Annotated in this window: 21 protein-coding genes and 3 pseudogenes; 17 read left to right on the top strand and 7 right to left on the bottom strand. The window is 63.2% G+C overall.

The annotated features are described in order from the left end of the window. Positions 1–3: 3 nt before the first annotated feature. From dusB to hflX, 8 genes are all read left to right on the top strand, one after another. Positions 4–1,032, top strand: a complete 1,029-nt coding sequence (gene dusB / locus NKH02_RS03230) for a tRNA dihydrouridine synthase DusB (protein WP_352876324.1) — start codon at positions 4–6, stop codon at positions 1,030–1,032. Beyond that, positions 1,029–2,171: a two-component system sensor histidine kinase NtrB gene (locus tag NKH02_RS03225; protein WP_352876322.1), complete on the top strand. Its 1,143-nt coding sequence runs from the start codon at positions 1,029–1,031 to the stop codon at positions 2,169–2,171. The genes dusB and NKH02_RS03225 overlap by 4 nt, the downstream gene beginning before the upstream one ends. Continuing rightward, the gene (gene ntrC / locus NKH02_RS03220; protein ID WP_352634499.1) at positions 2,168–3,628 is read left to right on the top strand and encodes a nitrogen regulation protein NR(I); all 1,461 of its coding nucleotides are present in this window, start codon (positions 2,168–2,170) and stop codon (positions 3,626–3,628) included. Before NKH02_RS03225 ends, ntrC begins: the two co-directional genes overlap by 4 nt. A 128-nt stretch (positions 3,629–3,756) precedes the next feature. Further along, positions 3,757–6,042 (top strand): sensor histidine kinase NtrY-like, encoded by a 2,286-nt coding sequence (locus NKH02_RS03215; RefSeq protein WP_352876319.1) that lies wholly within the window; start codon positions 3,757–3,759, stop codon positions 6,040–6,042. Beyond that, a complete protein-coding gene (gene ntrX, locus NKH02_RS03210; RefSeq protein WP_056588733.1) occupies positions 6,032–7,393 on the top strand; it encodes a nitrogen assimilation response regulator NtrX in 1,362 nt (453 codons plus the stop codon). Before NKH02_RS03215 ends, ntrX begins: the two co-directional genes overlap by 11 nt. Before the next feature lie 98 nt (positions 7,394–7,491). Next, entirely contained in the window at positions 7,492–8,355 is an 864-nt protein-coding gene (locus tag NKH02_RS03205; RefSeq protein ID WP_352868437.1) for a D-amino-acid transaminase, read from the top strand. 145 nt (positions 8,356–8,500) lie between these two features. Then, positions 8,501–8,746 carry an RNA chaperone Hfq gene (hfq, locus tag NKH02_RS03200; protein ID WP_006202172.1) on the top strand — a complete coding sequence of 82 codons (246 nt, stop codon included), beginning with the start codon at positions 8,501–8,503 and terminating at the stop codon, positions 8,744–8,746. Next, positions 8,747–10,138, top strand: a complete 1,392-nt coding sequence (gene hflX, locus NKH02_RS03195; RefSeq protein WP_352868439.1) for a GTPase HflX — start codon at positions 8,747–8,749, stop codon at positions 10,136–10,138. Between the two features lie 6 nt (positions 10,139–10,144). Here hflX and mazG read toward each other — a convergent pair whose 3' ends face one another. Both mazG and NKH02_RS03185 read right to left on the bottom strand, forming a co-directional pair. Beyond that, on the bottom strand, positions 10,145–10,969 hold the full coding sequence (gene mazG / locus NKH02_RS03190) for a nucleoside triphosphate pyrophosphohydrolase (RefSeq protein ID WP_352876316.1): 825 nt from the start codon (positions 10,967–10,969) through the stop codon (positions 10,145–10,147). A gap of 140 nt (positions 10,970–11,109) precedes the next feature. Beyond that, positions 11,110–12,294 carry an amino acid aminotransferase gene (locus NKH02_RS03185; protein ID WP_352876313.1) on the bottom strand — a complete coding sequence of 395 codons (1,185 nt, stop codon included), beginning with the start codon at positions 12,292–12,294 and terminating at the stop codon, positions 11,110–11,112. Between the two features lie 195 nt (positions 12,295–12,489). Here NKH02_RS03185 and NKH02_RS03180 point away from each other — a divergent pair, with 195 nt between their 5' ends. The 9 genes and pseudogenes from NKH02_RS03180 (at position 12,490) to NKH02_RS03140 (ending at position 18,898) form a co-directional block, all read left to right on the top strand. Next, positions 12,490–13,011, top strand: coding sequence for a sigma-70 family RNA polymerase sigma factor (locus tag NKH02_RS03180; RefSeq protein ID WP_352876310.1), 522 nt, complete (start codon positions 12,490–12,492; stop codon positions 13,009–13,011). After that, the gene (locus tag NKH02_RS03175; RefSeq protein ID WP_352876308.1) at positions 13,008–13,781 is read left to right on the top strand and encodes an anti-sigma factor family protein; all 774 of its coding nucleotides are present in this window, start codon (positions 13,008–13,010) and stop codon (positions 13,779–13,781) included. Before NKH02_RS03180 ends, NKH02_RS03175 begins: the two co-directional genes overlap by 4 nt. A gap of 42 nt (positions 13,782–13,823) precedes the next feature. Beyond that, a complete protein-coding gene (locus tag NKH02_RS03170) occupies positions 13,824–14,540 on the top strand; it encodes a Bax inhibitor-1/YccA family protein (protein ID WP_352868450.1) in 717 nt (238 codons plus the stop codon). A 373-nt stretch (positions 14,541–14,913) separates the two neighbouring features. After that, positions 14,914–15,558, top strand: a complete 645-nt coding sequence (locus NKH02_RS03165) for a helix-turn-helix domain-containing protein (RefSeq protein WP_352876305.1) — start codon at positions 14,914–14,916, stop codon at positions 15,556–15,558. Between the two features lie 128 nt (positions 15,559–15,686). Next, on the top strand, positions 15,687–16,346 hold the full coding sequence (locus NKH02_RS03160) for a 2Fe-2S iron-sulfur cluster-binding protein (protein WP_352876303.1): 660 nt from the start codon (positions 15,687–15,689) through the stop codon (positions 16,344–16,346). Between the two features lie 3 nt (positions 16,347–16,349). Next, positions 16,350–16,913: pseudogene (locus NKH02_RS03155) on the top strand (FAD binding domain-containing protein); the annotation flags it as partial. Position 16,914: 1 nt separating this feature from the next. Then, positions 16,915–17,232: pseudogene (locus NKH02_RS03150) on the top strand (molybdopterin cofactor-binding domain-containing protein); the annotation flags it as partial. Between the two features lie 99 nt (positions 17,233–17,331). Continuing rightward, positions 17,332–18,204, top strand: coding sequence for an aldose 1-epimerase family protein (locus tag NKH02_RS03145; RefSeq protein WP_352876300.1), 873 nt, complete (start codon positions 17,332–17,334; stop codon positions 18,202–18,204). A 40-nt stretch (positions 18,205–18,244) separates the two neighbouring features. Continuing rightward, on the top strand, positions 18,245–18,898 hold the full coding sequence (locus NKH02_RS03140) for a glutathione S-transferase family protein (protein ID WP_352876297.1): 654 nt from the start codon (positions 18,245–18,247) through the stop codon (positions 18,896–18,898). Positions 18,899–19,385: 487 nt separating this feature from the next. On the opposite strand, the gene NKH02_RS03135 is transcribed toward NKH02_RS03140, so the two are convergent. From NKH02_RS03135 to tmk, 5 genes and pseudogenes are all read right to left on the bottom strand, one after another. Further along, the gene (locus NKH02_RS03135) at positions 19,386–20,204 is read right to left on the bottom strand and encodes an MBL fold metallo-hydrolase (protein WP_352876294.1); all 819 of its coding nucleotides are present in this window, start codon (positions 20,202–20,204) and stop codon (positions 19,386–19,388) included. Next, complete coding sequence (locus tag NKH02_RS03130) at positions 20,201–21,019, bottom strand: TatD family hydrolase (RefSeq protein WP_352876291.1); 819 nt, start codon at positions 21,017–21,019, stop codon at positions 20,201–20,203. The genes NKH02_RS03135 and NKH02_RS03130 overlap by 4 nt, the downstream gene beginning before the upstream one ends. Beyond that, complete coding sequence (metG, locus tag NKH02_RS03125) at positions 21,019–22,569, bottom strand: methionine--tRNA ligase (RefSeq protein WP_352876289.1); 1,551 nt, start codon at positions 22,567–22,569, stop codon at positions 21,019–21,021. The genes NKH02_RS03130 and metG overlap by 1 nt, the downstream gene beginning before the upstream one ends. A 142-nt stretch (positions 22,570–22,711) precedes the next feature. Then, positions 22,712–23,767: pseudogene (locus NKH02_RS03120) on the bottom strand (DNA polymerase III subunit delta'). Continuing rightward, the gene (gene tmk / locus NKH02_RS03115) at positions 23,764–24,438 is read right to left on the bottom strand and encodes a dTMP kinase (protein ID WP_352868486.1); all 675 of its coding nucleotides are present in this window, start codon (positions 24,436–24,438) and stop codon (positions 23,764–23,766) included. The pseudogene NKH02_RS03120 and the gene tmk overlap by 4 nt, the downstream one beginning before the upstream one ends. Positions 24,439–24,557: the final 119 nt, after the last annotated feature.

The following is a 24,557-nucleotide window of genomic DNA, read 5'->3' as shown; positions in this document are numbered from 1 at the left end:
TGCATGGTTAACTTGACCAAATTGGCCGCGCCGCTCGATGTCGGTGGTGTGAAAATCCGCAATCGCGTGTTCCTCGCGCCGATGTCGGGGATTACAGACGAGCCGTTCCGGCAACGCGCCCAGGCGCATGGCGCGGGCCTGGTCGTGTCCGAAATGGTGGCCAGCGGCGAGTTGGCCAAGGGCAGGACCGGTTTCAACCTGCGCATACGCCACTCCGGGCTGCCGGTCCATATGGTCCAGCTTGCCGGCCGCGAGGTTGCGCACATGGCCGAAGGCGCCAGGATAGCCGCCGGCGAGGGCGCCGACATCATCGACATCAACATGGGCTGCCCGGCCAAGAAGGTTACTGGCGGCTATGCCGGCTCGGCATTGATGCTGGATCTCGACCATGCGCTGTCGCTGATCGACGCCGTTGTCGGCGCGGTCGAGGTGCCGGTGACTGTCAAGATGCGGCTCGGCTGGGACGAAGGCGCGCTCAACGCGCCTATGCTGGCGCGCCGCGCCGAGCAGGCCGGCGTCAGGATGGTGACCGTGCACGGCCGCACGCGCTGCCAATTCTATCAAGGCAAGGCCGACTGGCGCGCCATCGCCCGCGTCAAGGAAGCCGTGTCCATCCCGGTCGTCGCCAATGGCGATGTTTCTTCGCCAGCGGAAGCTGCTGCTATCCTCGACCAATCCGGCGCCGATGCCGTGATGGTCGGCCGTGCCCACTATGGCGCGCCCTGGATCGCAGGCGGCATCGCGGCCGCTGCAATGGGCGGGACAGCGCCCAACGTCCCGCAGAACCCGGCGGCACTGGCCGACTATGTCGTCGCCCACTATGAGGACATGCTGGCACTCTATGGCGTCGAGAGCGGCCTACGCCAGGCGCGCAAGCACCTCGGCTGGTATCTCGACCGCCATGCCGGCGGTGTCGCCGACGACAGCCGAAAGGCCATACTGACCGCATTCGAGCCCGCGCGCGTCATTGGCTTGCTTCGCGACGTGTTTTCGCGCGATCCGCAACCATTGAACCTGCGGAGCGCGGCATGAACGCCAACGTCACACAGGGCAGCGAGATGGCCGACGCCGCCCATATCGTGCTCAACACCATCCGCCGCCCGGTAATCATGGTCGATACGGACGGGTTCATCACCTACGCCAACGCCGATGCCGAGGATTTCTTTCGCTCGAGCGCGACGATGCTGGCGCGCAACACCCTGTCCAAGCTCATTCCGTTCGGCAGCCCTTTACTGACCTTGGTCGATCAGGTGCGCGAGCGCCGGGCTCCGGTCAACGAATACCGGGTCGACGTATCGTCGCCGCGCCTCGGCATCGAGAAGGTCGTCGATCTCTATGTCGCGCCGGTGCCGGAATTTCCGGGTTCCGTGGTGGTGATGTTCCAGGAACGGTCGATGGCCGACAAGATCGACCGGCAGATGACGCATCGGGGCGCGGCGCGCTCGGTGACCGGTCTGGCGGCGATGCTAGCCCATGAGATCAAGAACCCGCTCTCCGGCATCCGGGGTGCTGCCCAACTCCTCGAACTGTCGGCTTCCGACGAGGACCGTGCGCTGACGCGGCTGATCACCGACGAGACCGACCGCATCGTGTCGCTGGTCGACCGCATGGAGGTATTTTCCGATGAGCGGCCGATCGATCGCTACCCCGTCAACATCCATGTCGTGCTCGACCATGTGAAGGCAATTGCCAAGAACGGTTTTGCCAGGAGAATCAAGATATTGGAGGATTATGATCCTTCATTGCCTCCGGTTTTTGCCAACCGTGACCAGCTCATCCAGGTGTTCCTCAACCTGGTCAAGAACGCCGCCGAGGCGATCGGCAGCGACCCACAGGGCGAGATCGTTCTGTCGACCGCCTTCCGGCCGGGCATCCGCGTTTCCGTTCCGGGCACGCAGGACCGCGTCTCGCTGCCGCTGGAATTCTGTGTGCGCGACAACGGCTCGGGCGTCTCGGAAGATATCTTGCCGATCCTGTTCGACCCGTTCATCACCACCAAGCCAAACGGCTCGGGGCTGGGGTTGGCGCTGGTCGCCAAGATCGTCGGCGAGCATGGCGGCATCATCGAATGCGAATCGACGCCGCGCGGGACCACATTCCGCATCCTGATGCCGGCCTGGAAAGAGACGCCACACGGCGCCGATGAAGACGGTGAAGGAGACCGCAAATGACCGTTCGCGGCAATATTCTCGTCGCCGACGACGATGCGGCGATCCGCACCGTCCTAAACCAGGCCCTATCGCGCGTCGGCCACGAGGTGCGTGTCACCTCCAACGCTTCGACGCTATGGCGCTGGGTGGCGGCGGGCGAGGGCGATCTGGTCATCACCGATGTGGTGATGCCGGACGAGAATGCCTTCGACATGCTGCCGCGCATCAAGAAGGCGCGGCCGGAACTGCCGGTTATCGTCATGAGCGCCCAGAACACCTTCATGACGGCGATCCGCGCCTCCGAAACCGGTGCCTACGAATACCTGCCGAAGCCGTTCGACCTTACCGAGCTGCTTAACATCGTCAACCGGGCGCTTTCCGAACCGCGGCGGCCGAAGATCGATGCGCGGCCGGAAGAACAGCCCGACGCAATGCCCCTGGTCGGCCGCTCGGCAGCCATGCAGGACATCTACCGCATGCTGGCGCGCATGATGCAGACCGACCTGACGGTGATGATTTCGGGCGAATCCGGCACCGGCAAGGAGCTGGTGGCACGCGCGCTGCATGAATATGGCCGCCGTCGCGGCGGCCCGTTCGTTGCCATCAACATGGCGGCAATCCCGCGCGATCTGATCGAATCGGAACTGTTCGGCCACGAGAAGGGCGCCTTCACCGGCGCGCAGAACCGCTCGACAGGCCGCTTCGAGCAGGCCGAGGGTGGCACGCTGTTCCTCGACGAGATCGGCGACATGCCGATGGAGGCGCAGACGCGCCTGCTGCGCGTCCTGCAGCAGGGCGAGTACACGACCGTTGGCGGACGCACGCCGATCAAGACCGACGTACGCATCGTCGCCGCCACCAACAAGGATCTGCGTACGCTGATCAACCAGGGGCTTTTCCGCGAGGATCTCTTCTATCGCCTCAACGTCGTGCCGCTCAGGCTGCCGGCGTTGCGCGAGCGCTCCGAGGACGTGCCGGACCTCGTCCGCCACTTCTTCAAGCTCGGCGAGATGGAAGGCCTGCAGACCAAGCGCATCTCGTCGGGCGGCATCGAACTGATGAAGCGCTATCCGTGGCCGGGCAATGTGCGCGAACTGGAAAACCTGGTTCGCAGGCTCGCCGCGCTCTATTCGCAGGACGAGATTTCCGCCGAGATCATCGAAGCCGAGCTCAAGACCGGCGAACGTCCGGTAGTGCCGGGCGGCGGCAACCTCATTCCCGACGACCTGTCGATCGGCCAGGCGGCCGAGCATTTCCTGCAGCGCTATTTCGCCTCCTTTGCCGGCGAATTGCCGCCCGCCGGCCTCTATCAGCGCATTCTGGCCGAGGTCGAATATCCGTTGGTCCTGGCCTCGATGACGGCCACCCGCGGCAACCAGATCAAGGCCGCCGAATTGCTGGGCTTGAACCGCAACACGCTGCGCAAGAAGATTCGCGAACTCGGCGTCAACGTCTACAAATCGTCGCGGCAGGGCTGAGCCCAATCCGGGCCTCGCTCTCTTTTCGGGGGACGGCTCGCGAAAGATTTCCGTCTCGGTCACACTTGTTGCATAATCGCCACAATGCGTTGCATACATCCGACGCAATCATGGCTCTAGACGGCGACATGGCTCCGCAGGCACCGACAACAAACCAACCGCTTTTCAGCGAACCCGGCGCGCGTGACGGGCGCCGGCTGCTGGCGCTGCCCGGCGTGGTCGCGGTCGTCGGCGCGCTGATGACGGCGGCGATCTCGTTCACCATCCTTGTCGGCGCCACGCCGATCACGCCGAACGAGTCGACGACGCTGGCGCTGATTGCCCTCAACGCCGCTTTCGTCCTGTTCCTCATCGCGCTGGTCGGGCGTGAAGTGCACCGCATCCTGATGGCGCGCCGGCACGGCAAGGCGGCCTCGCGGCTGCATGTGCGCATCGTCGCCATGTTCGCTCTGGTTGCCGCCATTCCCGCGATCATGGTGGCCATCATCGCCTCGATCACACTCGATATCGGCCTCGACCGCTGGTTCGAGATACGCACCAAGACGATCGTCAATTCGTCGCTGTCGATCGCCGACGCCTATGTCCAGGAAAATGCCCGCAACCTGCAGGGCACGACACTGTCGATGGCCTATGATCTCGATGCGTCGCGCACGCTCTACGGTCTCGATCGAACCGGTTTCCTCGACCTGATGAACAAGGAAGCCGTGGGCCGGTCGCTGGCGCATGCGGCGTTGATCAAGCCTGACGGCTCTTTCGTGATGAGCGCCAAGACCGATACGAATTTCGCCATGCCCGAGCCGCCGGAAGGCGCCGTGGCGAGCGCTGCCGACGGCAAGCCGGTGCTGATCGAGCCGAAAACGCGCAACATCATGGGCGCCATCGTCAAGCTGCGCGAGATCGAAGGGCTCTATCTCTACACCATTCGCCTCGTCGATCCGGAAGTGATCAAGGCAAGGCAGATCGTCAGGTCCAACACCGACGAATATCGCGGGCTGGAAGACAACCGCCGCACTTCGCAGGTGGCCTTCGCGCTGCCCTATCTGTCGCTGACGCTGATCATCATCCTGTCCGCGATCTGGACCGGCATCGCCGTCGCTGACCGTCTGGTCCGGCCCATTCGCCAGCTTATCGGTGCCGCCGACGAGGTCGCCACCGGCAATCTCGACGTCGCGGTTCCCGTCAGGCCGTCGGATGGCGATGTCGCCTCGCTCGGCGACACGTTCAACAAGATGCTTCTGGAGCTGAAATCACAGCGTAACGAGATCCTGTCGGCCAAGGATCTGATCGATGAGAGGCGCCGCTTCTCGGAAGCCGTGCTTGCTGGCGTTACCGCCGGCGTCATCGGCGTCGACCCCTACGGCATCGTCACCATCGTCAACCGTTCGGCCGAGGCGATGCTGGCCATTTCAGCCAACGCCGCCCTTGGGCAGAACCTCTCAGCCGTGCTGCCACATGTCGGTCGCGTCTTCGAGATCGGCCGCAAGTCCGGCAAGCCTGTCTACCGCGAGCAGGTGACCTTCTACCGTGCGGGTGCCGAGCGGACCTTCAACGTGCAGATCACCATCGAGGCCGGCGACGACGGTTCGGAGGAAAAATCCTATGTCGTGACGGTCGACGACATCACCGATCTGGTGCAGGCGCAGCGCTCCTCCGCCTGGGCCGACGTGGCGCGGCGCATCGCCCACGAGATCAAGAATCCGCTGACGCCGATCCAGCTTTCGGCCGAGCGCATCAAGCGACGCTTCGGCAAGGTCATCACCGAGGATCGCGAGATTTTCGATCAATGCACCGAGACCATCATCCGGCAAGTCGAGGACATTGGCCGCATGGTCGACGAATTCTCGGCTTTCGCCCGCATGCCAAAGCCCGAGATGAAGGCTATCGACCTGCGCGAATCGTTGCGCGAGGCCTCGTTCCTGGTTGAAGTCAGCCGGGCCGACATTGCCTTCGAACGCGTGTTCGGCAACGAGCCGCTCAAGGGCACCTTCGACAGCCGTCTGATGGCGCAGGCTTTCGGCAATGTGATCAAGAACGCCGCCGAGGCGATTGACGGATTGGAACAAAAGGATGGTTCGCACGGCATAATCCGGATTCAAGCCGGGCGCCAGAATGGTGCGATTCGCATCGACGTCATCGACAATGGCAAAGGCCTGCCGCGCGAAAATCGCCAGCGGTTGCTCGAGCCCTATATGACGACGCGCGAGAAAGGTACCGGGCTTGGCCTCGCTATCGTCAAGAAGATCGTGGAGGACCATGGTGGCAGGCTGGAACTTCACGATGCGCCCCCGGATTTCCACGACGGACGCGGCGCGATGATCAGCATCATCCTGCCGCCCGCGGCCGCCGTGGCTCCACGTGGCGAAAGCAGGACGGAAAACGAAAGAGAAACTGAAAAGGTCGGTAATGGCGTCTGATATTCTCATCGTCGATGACGAGGAAGACATCCGTGAACTCGTCGCGGGCATCCTGAGCGACGAAGGTCACGAAACCCGCACGGCATTCGATGCCGACAGCGCGCTGGCGGCGATCGCCGATCGGGCGCCGCGGCTGATTTTCCTCGACATCTGGCTGCAGGGCTCGCGTCTGGACGGGCTGGCGCTGCTCGACGAGATCAAGACGATGCACCCGACCTTGCCGGTGGTGATGATTTCGGGCCACGGCAACATCGAAACGGCGGTCTCCGCCATCCGTCGCGGCGCCTATGACTTCATCGAAAAGCCGTTCAAGGCCGACCGGCTGATCCTCATTGCCGAGCGTGCGCTCGAGACCTCGAAACTGCGGCGCGAGGTTTCCGACCTCAAGCTGCGCAGTGGCGAAACCTTCGATCTGATCGGCATGTCGTCGGCGATGAGCCAGTTGCGCCAGACCATCGAGCGCGTTGCCCCGACCAACAGCCGCGTGATGATCATCGGCCCGTCAGGCTCGGGCAAGGAACTGGCCGCGCGTGCCATCCACACGCTGTCGGCGCGTAAAACCGCGCCGTTCGTGACGCTGAGCGCCGCCAACATTACGCCCGAGCGCATGGAGATCGAGCTGTTCGGCACCGAATCGAACGGTGTCGAGCGCAAGGTCGGCGCGCTGGAGGAGGCCCATCGTGGCATCCTTTACATCGATGAAGTCGCCGACATGCCGCGCGAAACGCAGAACAAGATCCTGCGCGTGCTGGTGGAGCAGCAGTTCGAGCGGGTAGGGGGCACCAAGCGGGTCAAGGTCGATGTCCGCATCATCTCGTCGACCTCGCAGAACCTCGAAGCGATGATCGCCGACGGCCGTTTCCGCGAGGATCTTTACCACCGCCTGGCGGTGGTTCCGGTCATGGTGCCGGGACTGGCCGAGCGGCGCGAGGACATTCCCTACCTCGTCGACAATTTCATGAAGCAGATCGCGCGCCAGGCCGGCATCAAGCCGCGCCGCATCGGCGATGACGCGCTGGCCGTACTGCAGGCGCACAATTGGCCGGGCAACGTTCGTCAGCTGCGCAACAATGTCGAGCGTCTCATGATCCTGGCCCGCGGCGACGACGTCGATGCGCCGATCACCGCCGACCTTTTGCCGGCCGAGATCGGCGATGTCATGCCGCGCACGCCGAATCAATCCGACCAGCACATCATGGCGCTGCCGCTGCGCGAGGCGCGCGAACAGTTCGAGAAGGACTACCTGATCGCCCAGATCAATCGCTTCGGCGGTAACATCTCGAAAACCGCCGAGTTCATCGGCATGGAGCGCTCCGCCTTGCATCGCAAGCTGAAGTCCCTGGGCGTCTGAGCACGGCGTCCAGCCATCCGCACTTGGGCCAACCATTTGCCGGTTACGGCGGCGGCGGAATCGCATAAGAAAGCCCGAGAATTTCCGAGGGGTCGCCAATGCCGCGCATTGCCTATGTCAACGGGCGCTACGTCGCTCACGCGGACGCTGCCGTGCATATCGAGGATCGTGGCTATCAGTTCGCCGACGGCGTCTATGAGGTCTGCGAGGTGGCGCGTGGCTTCATCGTCGACATGCCGCGCCATCTGGCCCGGCTGAACCGCTCGCTGACCGAATTGTCGATCGCCTGGCCGGTCACTGCAGGCGTGCTGCCGCTGATCCTGCGCGAGGTGGTCAACCGCAATCATGTCGCCAACGGCCTGGTCTATGTCCAGGTGACGCGCGGCGTCGCCAGCCGCGACTTTGTCTTCCCGTCCGCCGACACCAAGCCATCCCTGGTGGTGACCGCCAGGAAGGCCGATCCTGCCGCTGGAGCAAAGCGCGCCGAGACCGGCATCTCGGTCATCACGGTGCCGGAGAACCGCTGGGATCGCGTCGACATCAAGAGTGTCGGGCTGCTGCCCAATGTACTGGCCAAGCAGAAGGCCAAGGAAGCTGGCGCGCAGGAGGCGTGGTTCGTCGACACCGATGGTAACGTCAAGGAAGGCGGGTCGTCCAACGCCTGGATCGTCACCCGGGATGGTGTCCTTGTCACCAGGCCGGCCGAGCATGGCATCCTGCGCGGAATCACCCGCACGACCATGTTTGAAGTGGCGGCCAAGCTAGGCCTGAAGATCGAGGAGCGTGGCTTTTCCGTCGCCGAGGCCAAGGCGGCACGCGAGGCGTTCATCAGCTCCGCAACGACAATCGCCATGCCGGTCGTGGCCATCGACGGCGATCCGGTCGCCAATGGGCACCCCGGCTCAGTAACACTTTCGTTGCGGCAAGCCTTTTTTGACATTGCGGAAAAAAGTCCAGCCTGATAACCGCACAGGTGGAATGAACATCAATATATCTCGTTCTGCTTGTCGTTACTGACGACAAGACGGTGTTTGCGAGCTTGACATGCGCCCGTTAATTTGGCGCATTGGCTTGCAAACCGAAGGGGATCGGCGAAAGACAAGAACAATGGCGGAACGATCGCAAAACCTTCAGGACCTGTTCCTGAATTCAGTTCGCAAGAGCAAGAACCCGCTCACCATCTTCCTCATCAACGGCGTCAAGCTGACCGGCGTGGTCACTTCGTTCGACAATTTCTGTGTCCTGCTGCGCCGTGACGGTCACTCCCAGCTCGTCTACAAGCATGCCATTTCCACGATCATGCCGAGCCAGCCGGTTCAGATGTTCGATGGCGAGGAAAGTCAGGGCGCCTGATTGGCACGTGAGAAAGACGCGGACGCTACCGTTCGCGGAAAACCAGCGCATCATCCCGGGACGGAAGCCAAGGGCCCGACCCGGGCCGTTGTCATCGTGCCCGTCCTTACCCGCCACCAGCGCAACGACGACGAGACCAACCGTCCACGGCTGATGCGTTCGGCTGATGCTCGTCACGATGAGGCCGTCGGCCTTGCCCGCGCCATCAACCTTGATCTGATCCATACCGCGGTGGTGACCGTCAACGATCCGCGCCCGGCGACGCTGCTCGGCAGCGGCAAGGTCGCGGAATTCGCGGAAATCGTCAAAGAGGGGCATGCCGAAGTGGTCATCGTCGACCATCCGCTGACCCCGGTGCAGCAGCGCAATCTCGAGAAAGAGCTGGACGCCAAGGTGCTGGACCGCACCGGGCTGATCCTCGAGATATTCGGCGAACGCGCGCGCACCAAGGAAGGCACGCTGCAGGTCGAGCTCGCCCATCTCAACTACCAGAAGGGCCGCCTTGTGCGCAGTTGGACCCACCTCGAGCGCCAGCGCGGCGGGGCGGGCTTCCTCGGCGGCCCCGGCGAAACGCAGATCGAATCCGACCGGCGGCAGTTGCAGGAAAAGATCATCAAGCTGAAGCAAGAGTTGGAAACGGTGCGCCGCACCCGCGACCTGCACCGCGCCAAGCGCAAGAAAGTGCCGTTCCCGGTGGTGGCGATCGTCGGCTACACCAACGCCGGCAAGTCGACGCTGTTCAACCGGCTGACCGGAGCGGATGTACTGGCGCAGGACATGCTGTTCGCCACGCTCGATCCGACGCTTCGCCGCGTGCGCCTGCCGCATGGTACGCCGATCATCCTTTCGGACACGGTCGGCTTCATTTCGGACCTGCCGACGCATCTGATCGCGGCTTTCCGCGCCACCCTGGAAGAGGTGGTCGAGGCCGATCTCGTCATCCACCTGCGCGACATTTCCGATCCGGACACCGCGGCTCAGGCCGAGGATGTCGAGCGCATCCTCGCCGACCTCGGTGTCGACGCCGGTGACGCCAAACGGGTCATCGAAGTCTGGAACAAGATCGACCGGCTCGACGAAGGCAACAGAGGCCGGCTGCTCGCCGATGGCGCCGATGCCAGCAAGGCGCCGCCGATTGCGGTGTCGGCGGTGACCGGCGAGGGAATCGATGCGCTGAAGGCGATCATCGAGACACGGATGGCGGGCGAACTCGAAGACCTGACGGTGACGATCGAGCCGGCGCAGTTCGGCCTTGTCGACTGGCTCTATCGCAATGGCGATGTCGTTTCGCGAAGCGACAATGATGATGGCAGCGCCACGATCTCGCTCAAGGCCACGCAAAGCGCCCGCGAAGAGATCGAAAGCAGATTGCGTCGGAAAAACAACGGCTAACGCGGGTTATTTCACGCCTTTGGCTTCCTGCCACAGCGCTTCCATCTCGGCCAGATTAGCCTTTTCCAGCGTGCTGCCGGATTTTTCCAGGGCCTGTTCGACATAATGGAAGCGTGAGCGAAATTTCTCGTTGGTGCCACTCAGCGCTGCTTCCGAATCGAGCTTAAGGTGCCGGCCGAGATTGACGACGGCAAACAGCATGTCGCCGAACTCGTCCTTGATCGAGGCCGTCTCGCCTTTCGCCAGAGCCTCGCGCAATTCGCCGATCTCTTCCTCGATCTTGTCGAGGATGGGGGCTGCCTCGCTCCAGTCGAAGCCGACGCGAGCGGCCTTCTCCTGAAGTTTCAGGGCTCGCGTCAGAGCGGGCAGGGCGACCGGCACGCTGTCGAGAAACCCCTTGCCGTTGTCCTCGGGGTCGAGGCCCCGGGCGAGGCGTGCTTGTCGTTTCTCCGCCTTCTCCTCGGCCTTGATCTTTTCCCACATGCCCTTGGCCATGCCGGCGCTGCGGGCCTTTTCGTCGCCGAAGACATGCGGGTGGCGGCGGATCATCTTGGTGGTGATCGCCTGGACCACGTCGCCGAAGGCGAATTCACCCGCCTCTTCAGCCATTTGCGCGTGGTAGACGACCTGCAGCAGAAGATCGCCGAGCTCGTCGCGCAGATCGTCGAGGTCGCCGCGCGCGATGGCATCCGCCACCTCGTAGGCTTCCTCGATCGTATAGGGCGCGATGGTCGAAAAATCCTGTTCGATGTCCCAGGGACAACCGGTCTTTGGGGCTCGCAACGCCGCCATGATCTCGATCAGGCGCGAAATGTCTTTCGATGGCGTCATCTAGAGCTATTCCAGGAAAAGTGGGAAACGGTTTTCTGTCCGGAATTGCGTCAAAACAGTCTATCGGATGCTATCCCGCGGCCGGCCGCGCGGCCAACGCTGTCAGCCGGCTCGGAAGCCTTGTCCACAGGTGAGCCACTTCAGTCGAGTACAGAGACGATCGCCTTGGCGAGTTCGTCCATGCCGTCCTCGGGCAGGCCTGCCACATTGATGCGGCTGTCGCCGACCATGTAGATGCCGTGCTCGGAACGCAACCGTTCGACTTGCGCTTCCGTGAGGCCAAGGCGAGAGAACATGCCGCGATGGCTGGCGACAAAATCGAAACGATCGGAATTGGACTGACGCCGCAGCACTTCGGCGAACTGGATCCGGAGCCTGAGCATGCGCAGCCGCATCTCTTCGAGTTCCGCCTCCCAGTCCGCACGCAAGGCGGCGTCTTCCAGCACGATGCGCACGGTCGCCGCACCGTGGTCCGGCGGCATCGAATACATGGAGCGCGCCGCCGACAACATCTGGCTCATCGCCACATCAGCCTGTGCGCCGTCCCTGGCCAGGACCATTGCCGCGCCGACACGGTCGCGGTAGACGGCGAAATTCTTCGAGCAGCTCGAGGCGACCACCATTTCCGGAACCTTCGCGGCCAGCAGGCGCAAACCGAGGGCGTCGGCCTCGAGGCCATCGCCAAAGCCTTGATAGGCGATGTCGACAAACGGCAGCAGTTCGCGCTCGACGACCAGCTCGGCTACGGCCGCCCACTGTGCTGCATCCAGATTGGCGCCGGTCGGGTTGTGGCAGCAGCCATGCAGCAGCACGACGTCGCCGCTCTTTGCCGTCCGCAGCGCTGCCAGCATGTCGTCGAAACGCACAGTGCCCGATGCGGCGTCGAAATAGGGGTATTCGCGGATCTGCAGGCCGGCAGCACGCATCACCGGCATGTGGTTCGGCCAGGTCGGGTCCGACAGCCAGATGGTTGCGTCAGAGCGTGTCCGCTTCAGCAATTCCGCCACCAGCCGCAGCGCTCCGGAGCCGCCGGGCGCCTGTGCCGCGCGGATGCGTGTCATGTCGGCGCCGGGACCGAAGGCGAGCTTGGCCATCACAATGTTGAAACCGATATCGCCGGCAAGGCCGAGATAGGTCTTGGTGTCCTGCCCCTGCAGCAGCCGCTTTTCGGCTTCGCGCACGGCCCGCATGACCGGCGTCTTGCCGTCGCGATCCTTGTAGACGCCGACACCGAGGTCGACCTTGTCGGGCCGCGGGTCGGCGCGATAAAGGCCGATCAGCGCAAGGATCTTGTCGGCGGGGGCGGGCTGCAGGGCTTCAAACATCGATACGGCTCCAATGGCGGCGGAGTGATACGCAAATCGGTCGCGTTTCGCCAGCGCTTTTCCTGCCGTCTCAGCCTGCACAAAGCTTTCTGGGGGCAGCAGCGAACGATGTCCTCCAGCGAACCCGGCGAAGAAAATTGGCAGGGCAGGGATTAAAATCCCCACATGCTCCGTAAACTGGACATGAAACCGTCGATGCCACGCTTTGACATCATAGGACAGCTCGGTTCGCTTGGCCGCTACGCGCGCTCGCTGACGCGCGACAGCGCGGATGCCGAGGATCTCGTGCACGACGCGCTGGTGCGCGCCTATGAACGGCGTGGCACCTTCCGCTCCGGTGGAAACCTGCGCGCCTGGCTGCTGTCGATCGTCCACAACACCTTCATCGACAAGATGCGATCCCGCGGGTCGGAAGCCTCGCGCCTCCAACAGGCCGGATATCTTGCCGATGGCAGCACGCCGGCGCCGCAGGAGCATTCGGTGCGCCTGGCTCAAGTGCGAGAAGCCTTTTTCAGCCTGCCGGAAGAACAGCGTTCGGCGCTGCACCTCGTCGCCATCGAAGGCCTTTCCTACAGCCAAGCCGCCGATGCCAGCGGCGTGCCCCTGGGAACGCTGATGTCACGCATCGGCAGGGCGCGTGCCGCATTGCGAGAGATGGAGGCGGCGGCACCCGCGAAGGCGAAAAACCACCTCAGGATCGTTGGAGGCCAGTCATGACAGCAGCTGTCGATCCCGTGACCGATATCGATCTCGACGCCTATGTCGACGACCAGATCGACGTCGCCCGCCGCATCGAGGTCGAGGCATTTCTGTCCGCCCGGCCGGAGGCAGCGGCGCGCGTGATGTCGGATCTCCGAACCCGCGATGAACTGCGCGTGGCGCTTGCCGGCTCCTGGGGCATGGCGCGGCCCGCGACCGCCGACGCCGCGCGGCGGCTGGAGAGGGGGCTTGCCCGCGGCCGCATCTTCGGCGTGTTGCAGCGCGCGGCGGCGGTCGCTGCCTTCGTCGCCGCCGGCTGGCTGGCGAACGGCATCATCGGGCCGATGTCGGTGACCCAGGTCGTCGCCTCGCCGCAGCCGCCCGCCTATGTCGACGAGGCGGTGCGGGCCCACAGGACGACGCTGGTGCGCGAGAGCATGCCGTCGCAGCCGGAAGCGCCCAATTACAACGCCGGCGAGATCCGCGCCGCGACCGCCATCGTCATGCCGTCGCTGCCTGAGGACTGGAAAGTCCGCGACGTGCAGATCTATCCGTCGCGCTTTGGCCCGAGCGTCGAGATGGCGGTCGAGACCAAAGACATGGGGCTGGTGTCGCTGTTCGCGATCCGGCCGGGAACCTTCGACGTCGTCAAGCCGACCGTGGCGCCTTCGGGCGACATTTCATCGGCCTATTTCCAGATCGGCGAGGTTGCCTATGCGGTGGTCGGACGAAGCGAGGTCCACGACCTCGACCGTGCCGCCGAGACGCTCGCCAAGACGCTTTACTGATCGATCCACGCTTTACTGACCGATCCACAAAGGAGAATGCAAATGAACACGCCCAATCTGGGATACCGCACCGGCGCCGCCGCCCAAACCGGCGCCATCTTCGACGAGGGCCTGCGCCGGCACATGCTGCGCGTCTACAACTACATGGGCGTCGGCCTGGTGGTCACCGGCCTCGTCGCCTTCATGATCTCGTCGACGCCGGCGCTCTACGTGCCGATTTTCTCTAGCCCGCTGAAATGGGTGGTGATGCTGGCGCCGCTCGCCTTCGTCGTGCTGTTCTCGTTCAAGATGCAGACCATGTCGGCGGCCAGCGCCCAGGCGATGTTCTGGGCCTTCTGCGCGGTCATGGGCCTGTCGCTCGCTTCGGTATTCCTGGTCTTCACCGGAACCAGCATCGCGCGCACCTTCTTCATCGCCGCCACCATGTTCGGCGCCACCAGCCTCTACGGCTACACGACCAGGCGCGACCTGACCCAGTTCTCGTCGTTCCTCATCATGGGCCTGATCGGCGTGGTGATCGCCAGCATCGTCAACATCTTCCTCGGCTCGACCGCGCTGCAGTTCGCCATCTCTGTGATCGGCATTGCCGTGTTCATCGGCCTGACCGCCTGGGACACCCAGACGATCAAGGAACAGTATGCCGAGAACTTCGACGCTGAATCGCGCCAGAAGCTCGCCGTTTTCGGCGCCTTCTCGCTCTATCTGAACTTCATCAACATCTTCCAGCTGCTGCTGAATTTCACCGGCGAACGCGAGTAACGCCTTCCTGCCGACCTGCCCGATCAACCAGATCGGGCAAGCCCCGGCTCCCGTGCTGATCATCTCGCCATCGGAGGCCAGGCGAATAATTCCAACCCGAGCGTTCTGTTGCTCAAAAGTGGATCATTAAAATATCGCGATGTCATTCAGACCCTTGCTTGGTCATGGACGGATTCGGAGCCGGGAGGAGAAGTCGGAAGCCCTGCAAACGGCAGCCTGGGTCGACTCTTCGGTCGTTTTCGACAATCGGCGCTGGGTGTGTCGGGACGCTGAGCTCCGCTGGACAGCTCCCCACCATCTGGTCGTACTGACCGAGGAAGGCGGGACGTCGCATACATCGATCCGCTCCGGGGAAAAGTCTGTCTACGACGGGATGGATCGTCCGGGAGACCTCACCTTCGTCCCCGCCGGCGCGGAGCGGCTCGGCACCTACCGGGACGTCAATCTTTCCTATTCGGCCCTGTGGATCGATCCCGAATTTCCAGGAAGCGAAAGCCTGGCGGATACGCCGATCCTGGTGAACAGGAGCGACAATGTCATCGCAACGCTTTTGAGTTCGCTCCGGGTCGAGATGGCGCTCGGCCACAAGCCGGACACTGCCTATGTCGAGCATCTGGCGGCGCTCGTCAGCTTGCGCGTGGCGATGCTGGCCGGCAAGCAGCTCCCGGCCGTGCGTTACGGTCATCTCGGCCGCCGCACGTTTGCCCGCATCCAGGAATACATCGAGGCACGCATCAACTCCGACATTTCGCTGAGCGAACTGGCGGCTGTCGCAGAGATGGGAGTCGACACGTTTGCGCGCCGCTTCAAGGCGACGACCGGTCTCGCACCTTACGCCTATGTGATCGAGGAACGGGTGCGGCGGGCGGAAGTCGTGCTGCGTGAAACCGGGGCGTCCATCGGCACCATTGCCTTTCGCTTCGGCTTTTCGAGCCAGAGCCACTTCACCGCGACGTTCCGGCGCCTCAGAGGCATGACTCCTCGGGCCTACCGGGTGCAGTTTTCTCCGGAATCCTGATAGTGCCGCCGATTTCCTGAAAGAAAAGCCGAGCCTGCCGGACCACGTCCATAGGTGTCGATGAGTGTCCGGCGCACCAGCTGTCGGGTCGCTGTCGAGCCCTAATCTTTGTGACCGGGAGATTACGCATGGCTGAGACGGACAACAGGAACGGACCGACGCGTCGAGCGGTGCTGGAAGGAGGGGCCGCGACCGGTCTGCTGCTGGCAACCGGGGTTCCGGTTGAAGCCCAGCAATTGGAGCCCGCCGTCGCAGCCGCGTCCACCACGCCGGGACCAAAGATGCCGGTGTCGCTGCGCATCAACGCCAGGGACTTTGCCGTCGAGCTCGATCCGCGGACGACGCTGCTCGACACGTTCCGCAATCATCTCGGCCTTACCGGTTCGAAGAAAGGCTGTGATCACGGCCAGTGCGGCGCCTGCACCATCCTCGTCAATGGCCGTCGGATCAATTCCTGCCTGACGCTCGCGGTCATGCATGAGGGCGACGAGATCACCACTATCGAAGGGCTCGCCGACGGCAACCGGCTTCATCCCGTTCAGGCCGCCTTCATCGCCCGCGACGGCTTCCAGTGCGGATATTGCACGCCCGGCCAGATCTGCTCCGCGGTTGGCATGCTGGGCGAGGCCAGGGAGGGTTGGCCGAGCCATGCCAGCGACGAAGTGGCGGCAGCTTCGGTCGCGCTCAACGATGCCGAGATCCGCGAACGGATGAGCGGCAATATCTGCCGTTGCGCTGCCTATCCGAACATCGTCGCCGCCATCCGCGACGCGGCAGGGGAGGCGTGAGCGATGCGGGCTTTCACCTATGAGCGCGCCGGGAGGGCGGAAGAGGCGGCCGCCGCGGTTGCCAATCGGCCGGACGCCAAATTCATCAGCGGCGGCACCAATCTCCTCGACCTGATGAAGCTCGATATCGAGCGGCCGGCGCATCTCGTCGACATCAGCCGCCTGCCGCTCGACCGGATCGAGGAAACCGTGGAAGGTGGCCTGCGCATCGGCGCACAGGTCCGCAACAGCGATCTTGCCGCCGAGCCGCGGGTGAGGTCGCAATACCCGATGCTCTCGCAAGCGCTGCTGGCGGGAGCTTCCGGCCAGATCCGCAACAAGGCCTCGACCGCCGGCAATCTCCTGCAGCGCACGCGCTGCTTCTATTTCTACGACCGCAACATGCCGTGCAACAAACGCGAGCCGGGTTCCGGTTGTGCCGCGCTGCAAGGCTTCAACCGCATGCATGCGGTCCTCGGTGCAAGCGAAGCCTGCATTGCGGTTCATCCCTCCGACATGGCGGTTGCCATGGCCGGGCTCGACGCCAGGATCGAGACCTTGTCGCCAGGTGGCGAAGCCCGCACCATGCGGCATGAGCTGGGGCATCGGCGCGGCGCTGATGGAGGAGACGGTGCTCGATCAGCGCTACGGCCACTTCGTCAACCACGACCTTGCCGAGTATCACGTTCCGGTCAATGCCGACATCGCCGGGATGGAGGTAGTCTTCCTCGAGGAACATGATGACAAGGCCAATCCGCTCGGCGCCAAGGGACTCGGCGAACTCGGCGTCTGCGGGGCGGGGGCTGCTGTCGCCAACGCCGTCTACAACGCCACGGGCGTCAGGGTGCGCGAATTTCCGATAACCCTTGACAAGGTGCTGCCTGGCTTGCCCTTGACCGCCATCTGATCCGGCAAGCACCGGGACGAAGGCGCCAACATGCTCGCCCTTTGAGTCCGCGAAGGCTTTTGCTAACCTGGCTGTCCCGCCAGCAAACCGCGAGGACATATGGAACAAGACAGCCTGATGCTTCGCGGCGACGGCATCTCAGCGACCGTCGTCGGGCAGGGCGCCGAACTGGTCTCTCTGCGCGATGCCGACGGCACGGAGTTTCTGTGGCAGGCCGGCCCGGAATGGAGGCGTCACTCGCCGGTGCTGTTCCCGATCGTCGGGCGGCTGAAGGGCGACCGGTTGCACCATCAAGGCCAGACTTATCCGATGACCCAGCACGGCTTCGCGCGCGACAAGCCGTTTGCCTGGGCGGAGAGGGGGCCGGGGTCCTGCACATTGGTCCTCACCGACGACGCCGATACCCGTGCGCATTACCCCTTCGCCTTTCGGCTTGAAGTGACCTACGCGCTGGACCGCAAGCAACTTGGTGTGAGCTTCGACATCACCAACACCGGCAACAAGCCGCTGCCGGCATCGATAGGGGCGCACCCGGCGTTCAATTGGCCCTTGCTGCCGGATCTGGCCAAGAGGGATTATCGGCTGACCTTTTCCTCCGCCGAGCAAGCGCCGATCCGCCGGCTGAAGGACGGCCTGCTGTTGCCGACGCCGCAGCCGACGCCAGTCGAAGGCAATATCCTCAGGCTCTCCGAACGGCTGTTCGACGAGGATGCGGTCATTCTGGATCGGCCTGCCAGCACCAGCGTGCGCTACGCCGCCGACCGCGGTCCGGCGATCGAGATGTCGTGGCAAGGGGTTCAGGAGTTGGGCGTCTGGTCAAAGCCGGGTGGCGCGCCGTTCCTTTGCATCGAACCCTGGCACGGCATCGCAAGTCCGGTGGACTTCGATGGCGATTTTATTGACAAGCCGGGCCTGATGCTCATCGCGCCTGGTGCGAAGCGCGTGCTGAGCTATCAGATACGGCTGCTGTGACGCCCTTGTTCGATAGACCCGGCCACACCGGCGGTGCCCGATGAAGCTGTACTTCAGCCGCAATCCCAATCCTCGGCTTGCCGTTGCGGTTGCACGCTATCTCGATGCGAAAGTCGAGTTCGAATTCGCCTCGCCATTCGCTCCGGGACAAGCAGAGAAGTATCGCCCGTTAAATCCCAATCTCTCACTGCCCATCCTTGTGGAAGACGAGGGAAAAAGCCTCTGGGAGGCAGACGCCATAGCCTGCCGGCTTTCGCGCGGCGCACATTCGGATTTCTGGCGCACCGGCGATGACGAACCCGAGATGATTCGGTGGCTCAGTTGGGGCAAGGAGCACTTCGCATTCGCTTGCGACACGGTGCATTTCGAACGTGGCACCAAACAGCGGTATGGCATAGGCCCGATCGATCAGGAGCGGGTGGACGAGGGGCTAGGACATTTCCGCGCCGCCGCCGCAATACTCGACGCCGTGCTTGCCGAGCGGCAATGGCTGGTCGGAAATTCGGTTTCCTACGCGGACTTTCGAATGGCAACCTTTCTGCCATTCAACGATGCCGCCAGACTGCCGCTTGAAGACTATTCGTCTGTCAGCCGCTGGTATCGTCGGCTTGAAGAGATCGATGCCTGGCGCGACCCCTTCAGGGGACTGAATGCGCCCGAATTGCCGCCGGTCCCGCGAGCGGTGGCGGATTAGCGGAGCCGGCCACTTTCAACGACACGGATCTCTTGAGTCTGGGATTTCCAGGGAACCTTCAAGCGGCAGCGCCGTAAACGACAAAGAGGTCGGCTACCAGCCAGATCGATATGACCGAGGAGGCAAAAATTGCGACACCGCCGGATCAAGGTTGACGAAAACAGCATCTTCTATCGCGAGGACGGTCCGGACGAAGATGCGACTCGCGTCAGGCTCCGTGAAGTCGCCAGCCTTCCTTTCCAGCTTTATGTTGACCAGCCTCGGAAGCGGGAAGTGTCGCATCTCTAACTGGGGCTACTGTCGCAATACCAAATGGCTGCTACATCCGAAAGTCGCATAAGATAGATTATGGAACTAATGCGTTGGGGCGATGCCGGAAATTGCCGATATTTTTCATCGGCTTGATGCGTATCCTCGCGTCGGCTATGAGTGGATTGGACGCTGTTCATGTTCGTGTCAAGGAGCGGGGCGTGAAGACCCCTTGCTATCATGCTGACTCATAAGGGATTTCGATCATCATTCCATCATAGGCCGGCTCGACGTTGGCTGGTGTCTCGGCCATCACCGTTGCGTAGTCGAGCGGCACATGCATATGAGTCAGCACGGCGTGTCCTGGCGCCAATCGCTCGATCCATTCAAGCGCTTCTCCAAGTGACAGGTGACTTGGGTGCATCCGGTACTGCAGCGCGTCGATGATCAGCACGTCGAGGTCGCGCAGCCGTTTGGCGGTAGCCTCCGGAAAGTCGCTGATATCTGGGCAATAGGCGAGCGCGCCGATGCGGAAGCCGAGCGATATGATGTCGCCATGTATCTGCGGCAACGGCTCGAGGGTGAGGGCACCCCCCTCTCCTTCGATGACCATCGGCCTGGCGTGGTCGATGAGATGCGGCTTGACGATCGGCGGATAAGAACTGCCCTGCGGCGTCTCGAAGCAGTATCCGAACGCCTCCCGCAGCCGAAGCATCGTTACGCTGTCGGCATGGATATCGATCAATTGGCGCTGATCGAGGACGAAACCTCGCAGATCGTCGATGCCGTGGATATGGTCGGCATGCGGGTGCGTATAGACGACCGCATCGATGCGTTTGACGCAGGCCAACAGCATCTGCTGGCGGAAATCAGGCCCGGTGTCGATGACGACGGTCGTGCGGCCGCCGTTGGCCGCGATCCGCTCGACCAGCGCGGCGGTGCGCATGCGCCGGTTCTTCGGATTGTCCGGATCGCATTTACCCCAGTCGCCGGTGATGCGCGGCGTGCCTGGCGACGAGCCGCAGCCGAGAATGGTGAGGCGCAGCCGGTCGGTCATCGTTCAGGCACTTTGCTCGGCCAAGCACTTTGCTCGGGAGGTCGCGGCATTTTGCCGAACAGGCGGAAGAAATTGTTCGTTGTCAGCGCGGCGATTTCGGCCTCGCCGACGCCGATTGTTTCGGCCAGCACCTTGGCCGTGTGCGCGACATAGGCCGGCTCATTGCGCTTGCCGCGAAATGGGATAGGCGCCAGATAGGGCGCGTCGGTTTCGACCAGCAGTCGGTCATGCGGCACGTCGGCGGCAATGGCGCGCAACTCAGCCGAATTCTTGAATGTCAGGATGCCTGAGAACGACACGTAACCACCGAGCGCGACACCGATTTCGGCAAGCCGACGCCCCGAGGAAAAGCAATGCAGGATGAAGGGGAAGGCGCCCTTCCCTGTTTCGTCCTCGAGAATACCAGCCATGTCGTCGTCGGCATCGCGCGAATGGATGACCAGCGGCAATCCTGTCTCACGCGCCGCGGCGATGTGATTGCGAAAGCCTTGCGCCTGTGCATCGCGTGGCGCCTTGTCGTAGAAATAATCGAGACCGGCCTCGCCGATCGCCACCACCTTCGGGTGAGCGGCCAGCCGCACGAGATCGGCCGACGTCACGTCCAGCTCTTCCGCGGCGTTGTGTGGATGGGTGCCGACCGAACAGTATACTTCGTCGAAAGTTTCCGCGATTTCAAGGATTTGCTGAAACCGCTTCACGCGGGTTGAGATCGTCACCATACGGCCGATTCCAGCCGCCTTGGCGCGGGCGACAATAGCCGCCCGCTCCTCGGCAAAATCTGGAAAATCCAGATGGCAGTGGCTGTCGACAAGCATCAGATGCTCGCGTCCGGCTGTTCGACATAACGCGGAAACACGCCTTCCGGCACGGGCAACGCAGTGCCAGGCACCAGCGCATGGTCCGCGTGGACATGGACGAAGTCGCGGCTCTCCGCCGGTATCGCCAGCAGGTCGAGCAGTTTGTTGGCCGATCCCGGGACGAAGGGCTGACACAGCAGCGCCACGCGACGCACGACCTCGGCGGTCGTCCACAGCACGGTTTCCATGCGCGCCGGGTTGGTCTTCTTCAACGCCCATGGTGCCTCACCGGCGAAATATCGGTCGGCTTCCGCCACCACGTCGAAGATCGCCGCCAGTGCCAGGTGGATACCTTGCCCAGCCATCGCCTTGCGCGCCGTGGCAAGAGCCGCCGCCGCCTGGTCGAGGATCGCCTTGTCGGCTTCCGTCAGGTCGCCGCGCTGCGGCACCACGCCGTCGCAGTTCTTGGCGATCATCGACAGCGAGCGCTGCGCCAGATTGCCGAGGCCGTTGGCAAGGTCGGCGTTTGTGCGGTTGACGATCGCGTCGTGGCTGTAGCTGCCATCCTGGCCGAACGGCACCTCGCGCAGGAAGAAATAACGCACCTGGTCGAGACCGTAGTGCTCGACCATCGCGAATGGATCGACGACGTTGCCAACCGATTTCGACATTTTCTCGCCGCGGTTGAACAGGAAGCCATGCGCGAAGACGCGGGTTGGCAACTCGATGCCGGCCGACATCAGAAAGGCCGGCCAGTAGACCGCATGAAAGCGGACAATGTCCTTGCCGATGATGTGCGTGGCCGGCCAATAGCGCCATTGCTCGGCCTTCGTGTCGGGGTAGCCGGCGGCGGTGATGTAGTTGGTCAAGGCATCGACCCACACATACATCACATGCTTGTCGTCGCCTGGCACCGGCACGCCCCATTTGAAGGTCGTGCGCGAGATCGACAGATCCTTCAGCCCGGATTTGACGAAGCTCAGCACCTCGTTGCGGCGTTCGGCAGGTCCCACGAAGTCAGGCTGGCTGTCATAAAGGGCCAGCAATTTGTCCTGATAGGCGGAAAGCCTGAAGAAGTAGCTTTCTTCCTCGTTCCATTCGACGGGCGAGCCGAGCGGTTCGCGCCGCACGCCGTCTTCGCCGAGCGTCGTCTCGGCCTCGTCGAAATAGGCTTCCTGGCGGACGGAATACCAGCCGCTATAGCGGTCGAGATAGATGTCGCCATTGGCGGCCATCGCCTTCCAGATCGCCTGACAGGATTCATAGTGGCGCGGCTCTGTCGTGCGAATGTACTCGTCATTCGAGCCGCCCATCGCCTCGGTCATCTCGCGGAAAATCGCCGAATTGCGGTCGGCGAGCACCAAGGGCGTTATGCCTTCCTTCTCGGCCGTCTGCTGCATCTTGAGGCCGTGTTCGTCGGTGCCGGTCAGGAAAAAGACGTCCTTGCCGTCCAGCCGCTGGAAGCGAGCCAGCGCGTCGGTTGCAATGACCGTATAGGCATGACCGATATGCGGCTTGCCGTTTGGGTAAAAGATCGGTGTGGTGATGTAGAATTTGTCGCGTGACATGAATGAACCGTCATGAATGTCTGAATGGAAAGGCGTGGCGGTGGATATCGCATCGAGACGGCGATTGCCATCCCGAGGCCAATGCATGCCGCCCAAAAGTGGCCCCGGTTCTAGGGGCAGCGGCAATGCATCGAAAAGGCCGTCACATTCGCATTGCAGAATTCAGCCGGTCGATCATGGTCAAGGCGTGCTGCTTCTTGTCGAGATTGTAGGTGTCGGTCTCAGATATAGCGTCCAGCGCCTCATGCCAAGTGTCCGACAGGGTTTTGGCCCGTGCGAGATCGCCCGCCAGCGCCGCCTGGCTTGCCGCGTCCGACAAAAGGTCGAGCGCCCGGCGGTTGAAAATATCGAACTGGATCGCCTGGTCGCGGCCGGCCACAGCCTCGGCAAGGCGAAACGCGCCGCCGACATCGCTCTTTCTGCCCGTGACCAGGGCATCGAGCGTCGAGGCGATCTCCAGCCCACCATACTGCGTCAACAGGATCGCGTTGCGCGCGCTGCCGCCTGCCCGGCCGACCAGGGCCGCCCGCGCCGCCGGATCATGCGGCGGCGGCCGTTACGCCGTTTCCAGCACCGCCATCAGCTCGTCGGCGTCGAGCGGCGTCAATCGCACCATCTGGCAGCGCGACCGGATCGTCGGCAACAGGCTGCCCGGAGCATGGACAACCAGGATGAACAGCGTTCGTGCCGGCGGCTCCTCAAGATTCTTCAGTAAGGCATTGGCGGCATTGGTGTTCATGTCATCGGCCGGGTCGACGATGACGACCCGGTAGCTACCGTCATGCGAGGTCAGCGACAGGAAGCGGTTGACCTTGCGGATTTCATCGACGGTGACGACGGTCTTGAAGCTCTTGGTCTTGTCGTTCAGCGGCCGGGTCAGATGCAGCACGCCAGGATGCGCCCCGGTGGCGATCTGGCGAAACAGCGACGAGGCCGGATCGGGAATGGCAAGGCTTTCCGGCGCCTGCGCGAAATCCGGGTGCTTCAAGAGATGATGCGCAAGGTGGAAGGCGAGCGTCGCCTTGCCGATGCCGACCGGTCCGGAGAAGATCAGCGCATGCGGCAGCTTTCCCGCACGGTAAGCGGCGGTGAGCATATCAGCGGCCTGCCGGTGTCCGACTAGGCGCGGCGTTTCGGATGGCTCGGGCACGCCGTCCAGCGTGTCGTGCTGCTCGGGTGCGATGCGTTCGAAGATCATGCCGGTGTCGCCTGCCTGCTGCGCGCCGGCGTTCTCGCTTCGAGCGCCGCGAACACGGCGGCGGTGACGACATTCTCGACCGCATCCGGCTCGGCGGCCGCGTCGACCACGATACAGCGCTCCGGCTCGGCCGCGGCGATCGCCAGAAATGCCTCGCGGCGAGCCTGATGGATCGCCAGCGTCTCCTTTTCGAAGCGGTCGGCGTCTGCGTCGGTACCGCGCCGCAGCGTTGCGCGCCTGAGGCCTTCCGCCGGATCGATGTCGAAGATCAGGGTCATGTCGGGCATCATGCCGTTGACGGCGACCTGCTCCAGCGCATCCATGAACGCCGGATCGATGCCACCGGTGACCCCCTGGTAGACGCGCGAGGAATCCAGGAAGCGGTCGCAAAGCACGATGGAGCCACGCTCGACCGCCGGCCGGATGACCTGCTCGACATGGTCGGAACGCGCGGCGGCGAAAAGCAGCGCTTCCATCTTCGGCCCGAACGGTTCGGCGGCGCCCGAAAGCAGCACATGCCTGACCGCTTCGGCGCCCGGCGAGCCGCCCGGTTCACGGGTAAGGAGGACATCGTATTTCTTGGCGCGCATCTTCCTGGCCAGCCGCTCGATCTGCGTCGACTTGCCTGCTCCTTCGCCGCCTTCGAAGGTGATGAAAAATCCGCGTGCCAACCGAGAGGCCTTCTTGTCCATGCCTGAATGGGATTGTAGCGCTCTAGATAGTCCGCGTTCGACGAAACGTCCATGCCGTCAATCTTTGCTTTTATGCATGTCGTTTCCCCAAAAACCGG

It is taken from the genome of Mesorhizobium sp. M1396, assembly GCF_040317725.1.
Taxonomy (GTDB): Bacteria; Pseudomonadota; Alphaproteobacteria; order Rhizobiales; family Rhizobiaceae; genus Mesorhizobium.
Note: the sequence above shows the minus strand (reverse complement) of the source record. Positions and strands in the feature narration are given on the sequence as shown.

What these genes read in the sequence shown, in the direction of transcription:
- dusB (WP_352876324.1), top strand. Translation starts at nt 4, where the DNA reads ATGGTTAACTTGACCAAATTGGCCGCGCCGCTCGATGTCGGTGGTGTG.
- NKH02_RS03225 (WP_352876322.1), top strand. Translation starts at nt 1,029, where the DNA reads ATGAACGCCAACGTCACACAGGGCAGCGAGATGGCCGACGCCGCCCAT.
- ntrC (WP_352634499.1), top strand. Translation starts at nt 2,168, where the DNA reads ATGACCGTTCGCGGCAATATTCTCGTCGCCGACGACGATGCGGCGATC.
- NKH02_RS03215 (WP_352876319.1), top strand. Translation starts at nt 3,757, where the DNA reads ATGGCTCCGCAGGCACCGACAACAAACCAACCGCTTTTCAGCGAACCC.
- ntrX (WP_056588733.1), top strand. Translation starts at nt 6,032, where the DNA reads ATGGCGTCTGATATTCTCATCGTCGATGACGAGGAAGACATCCGTGAA.
- NKH02_RS03205 (WP_352868437.1), top strand. Translation starts at nt 7,492, where the DNA reads ATGCCGCGCATTGCCTATGTCAACGGGCGCTACGTCGCTCACGCGGAC.
- hfq (WP_006202172.1), top strand. Translation starts at nt 8,501, where the DNA reads ATGGCGGAACGATCGCAAAACCTTCAGGACCTGTTCCTGAATTCAGTT.
- mazG (WP_352876316.1), bottom strand. Translation starts at nt 10,969, where the DNA reads ATGACGCCATCGAAAGACATTTCGCGCCTGATCGAGATCATGGCGGCG.
- NKH02_RS03185 (WP_352876313.1), bottom strand. Translation starts at nt 12,294, where the DNA reads ATGTTTGAAGCCCTGCAGCCCGCCCCCGCCGACAAGATCCTTGCGCTG.
- NKH02_RS03180 (WP_352876310.1), top strand. Translation starts at nt 12,490, where the DNA reads ATGCCACGCTTTGACATCATAGGACAGCTCGGTTCGCTTGGCCGCTAC.
- NKH02_RS03175 (WP_352876308.1), top strand. Translation starts at nt 13,008, where the DNA reads ATGACAGCAGCTGTCGATCCCGTGACCGATATCGATCTCGACGCCTAT.
- NKH02_RS03170 (WP_352868450.1), top strand. Translation starts at nt 13,824, where the DNA reads ATGAACACGCCCAATCTGGGATACCGCACCGGCGCCGCCGCCCAAACC.
- NKH02_RS03165 (WP_352876305.1), top strand. Translation starts at nt 14,914, where the DNA reads ATGGATCGTCCGGGAGACCTCACCTTCGTCCCCGCCGGCGCGGAGCGG.
- NKH02_RS03160 (WP_352876303.1), top strand. Translation starts at nt 15,687, where the DNA reads ATGGCTGAGACGGACAACAGGAACGGACCGACGCGTCGAGCGGTGCTG.
- NKH02_RS03145 (WP_352876300.1), top strand. Translation starts at nt 17,332, where the DNA reads ATGGAACAAGACAGCCTGATGCTTCGCGGCGACGGCATCTCAGCGACC.
- NKH02_RS03140 (WP_352876297.1), top strand. Translation starts at nt 18,245, where the DNA reads ATGAAGCTGTACTTCAGCCGCAATCCCAATCCTCGGCTTGCCGTTGCG.
- NKH02_RS03135 (WP_352876294.1), bottom strand. Translation starts at nt 20,204, where the DNA reads ATGACCGACCGGCTGCGCCTCACCATTCTCGGCTGCGGCTCGTCGCCA.
- NKH02_RS03130 (WP_352876291.1), bottom strand. Translation starts at nt 21,019, where the DNA reads ATGCTTGTCGACAGCCACTGCCATCTGGATTTTCCAGATTTTGCCGAG.
- metG (WP_352876289.1), bottom strand. Translation starts at nt 22,569, where the DNA reads ATGTCACGCGACAAATTCTACATCACCACACCGATCTTTTACCCAAAC.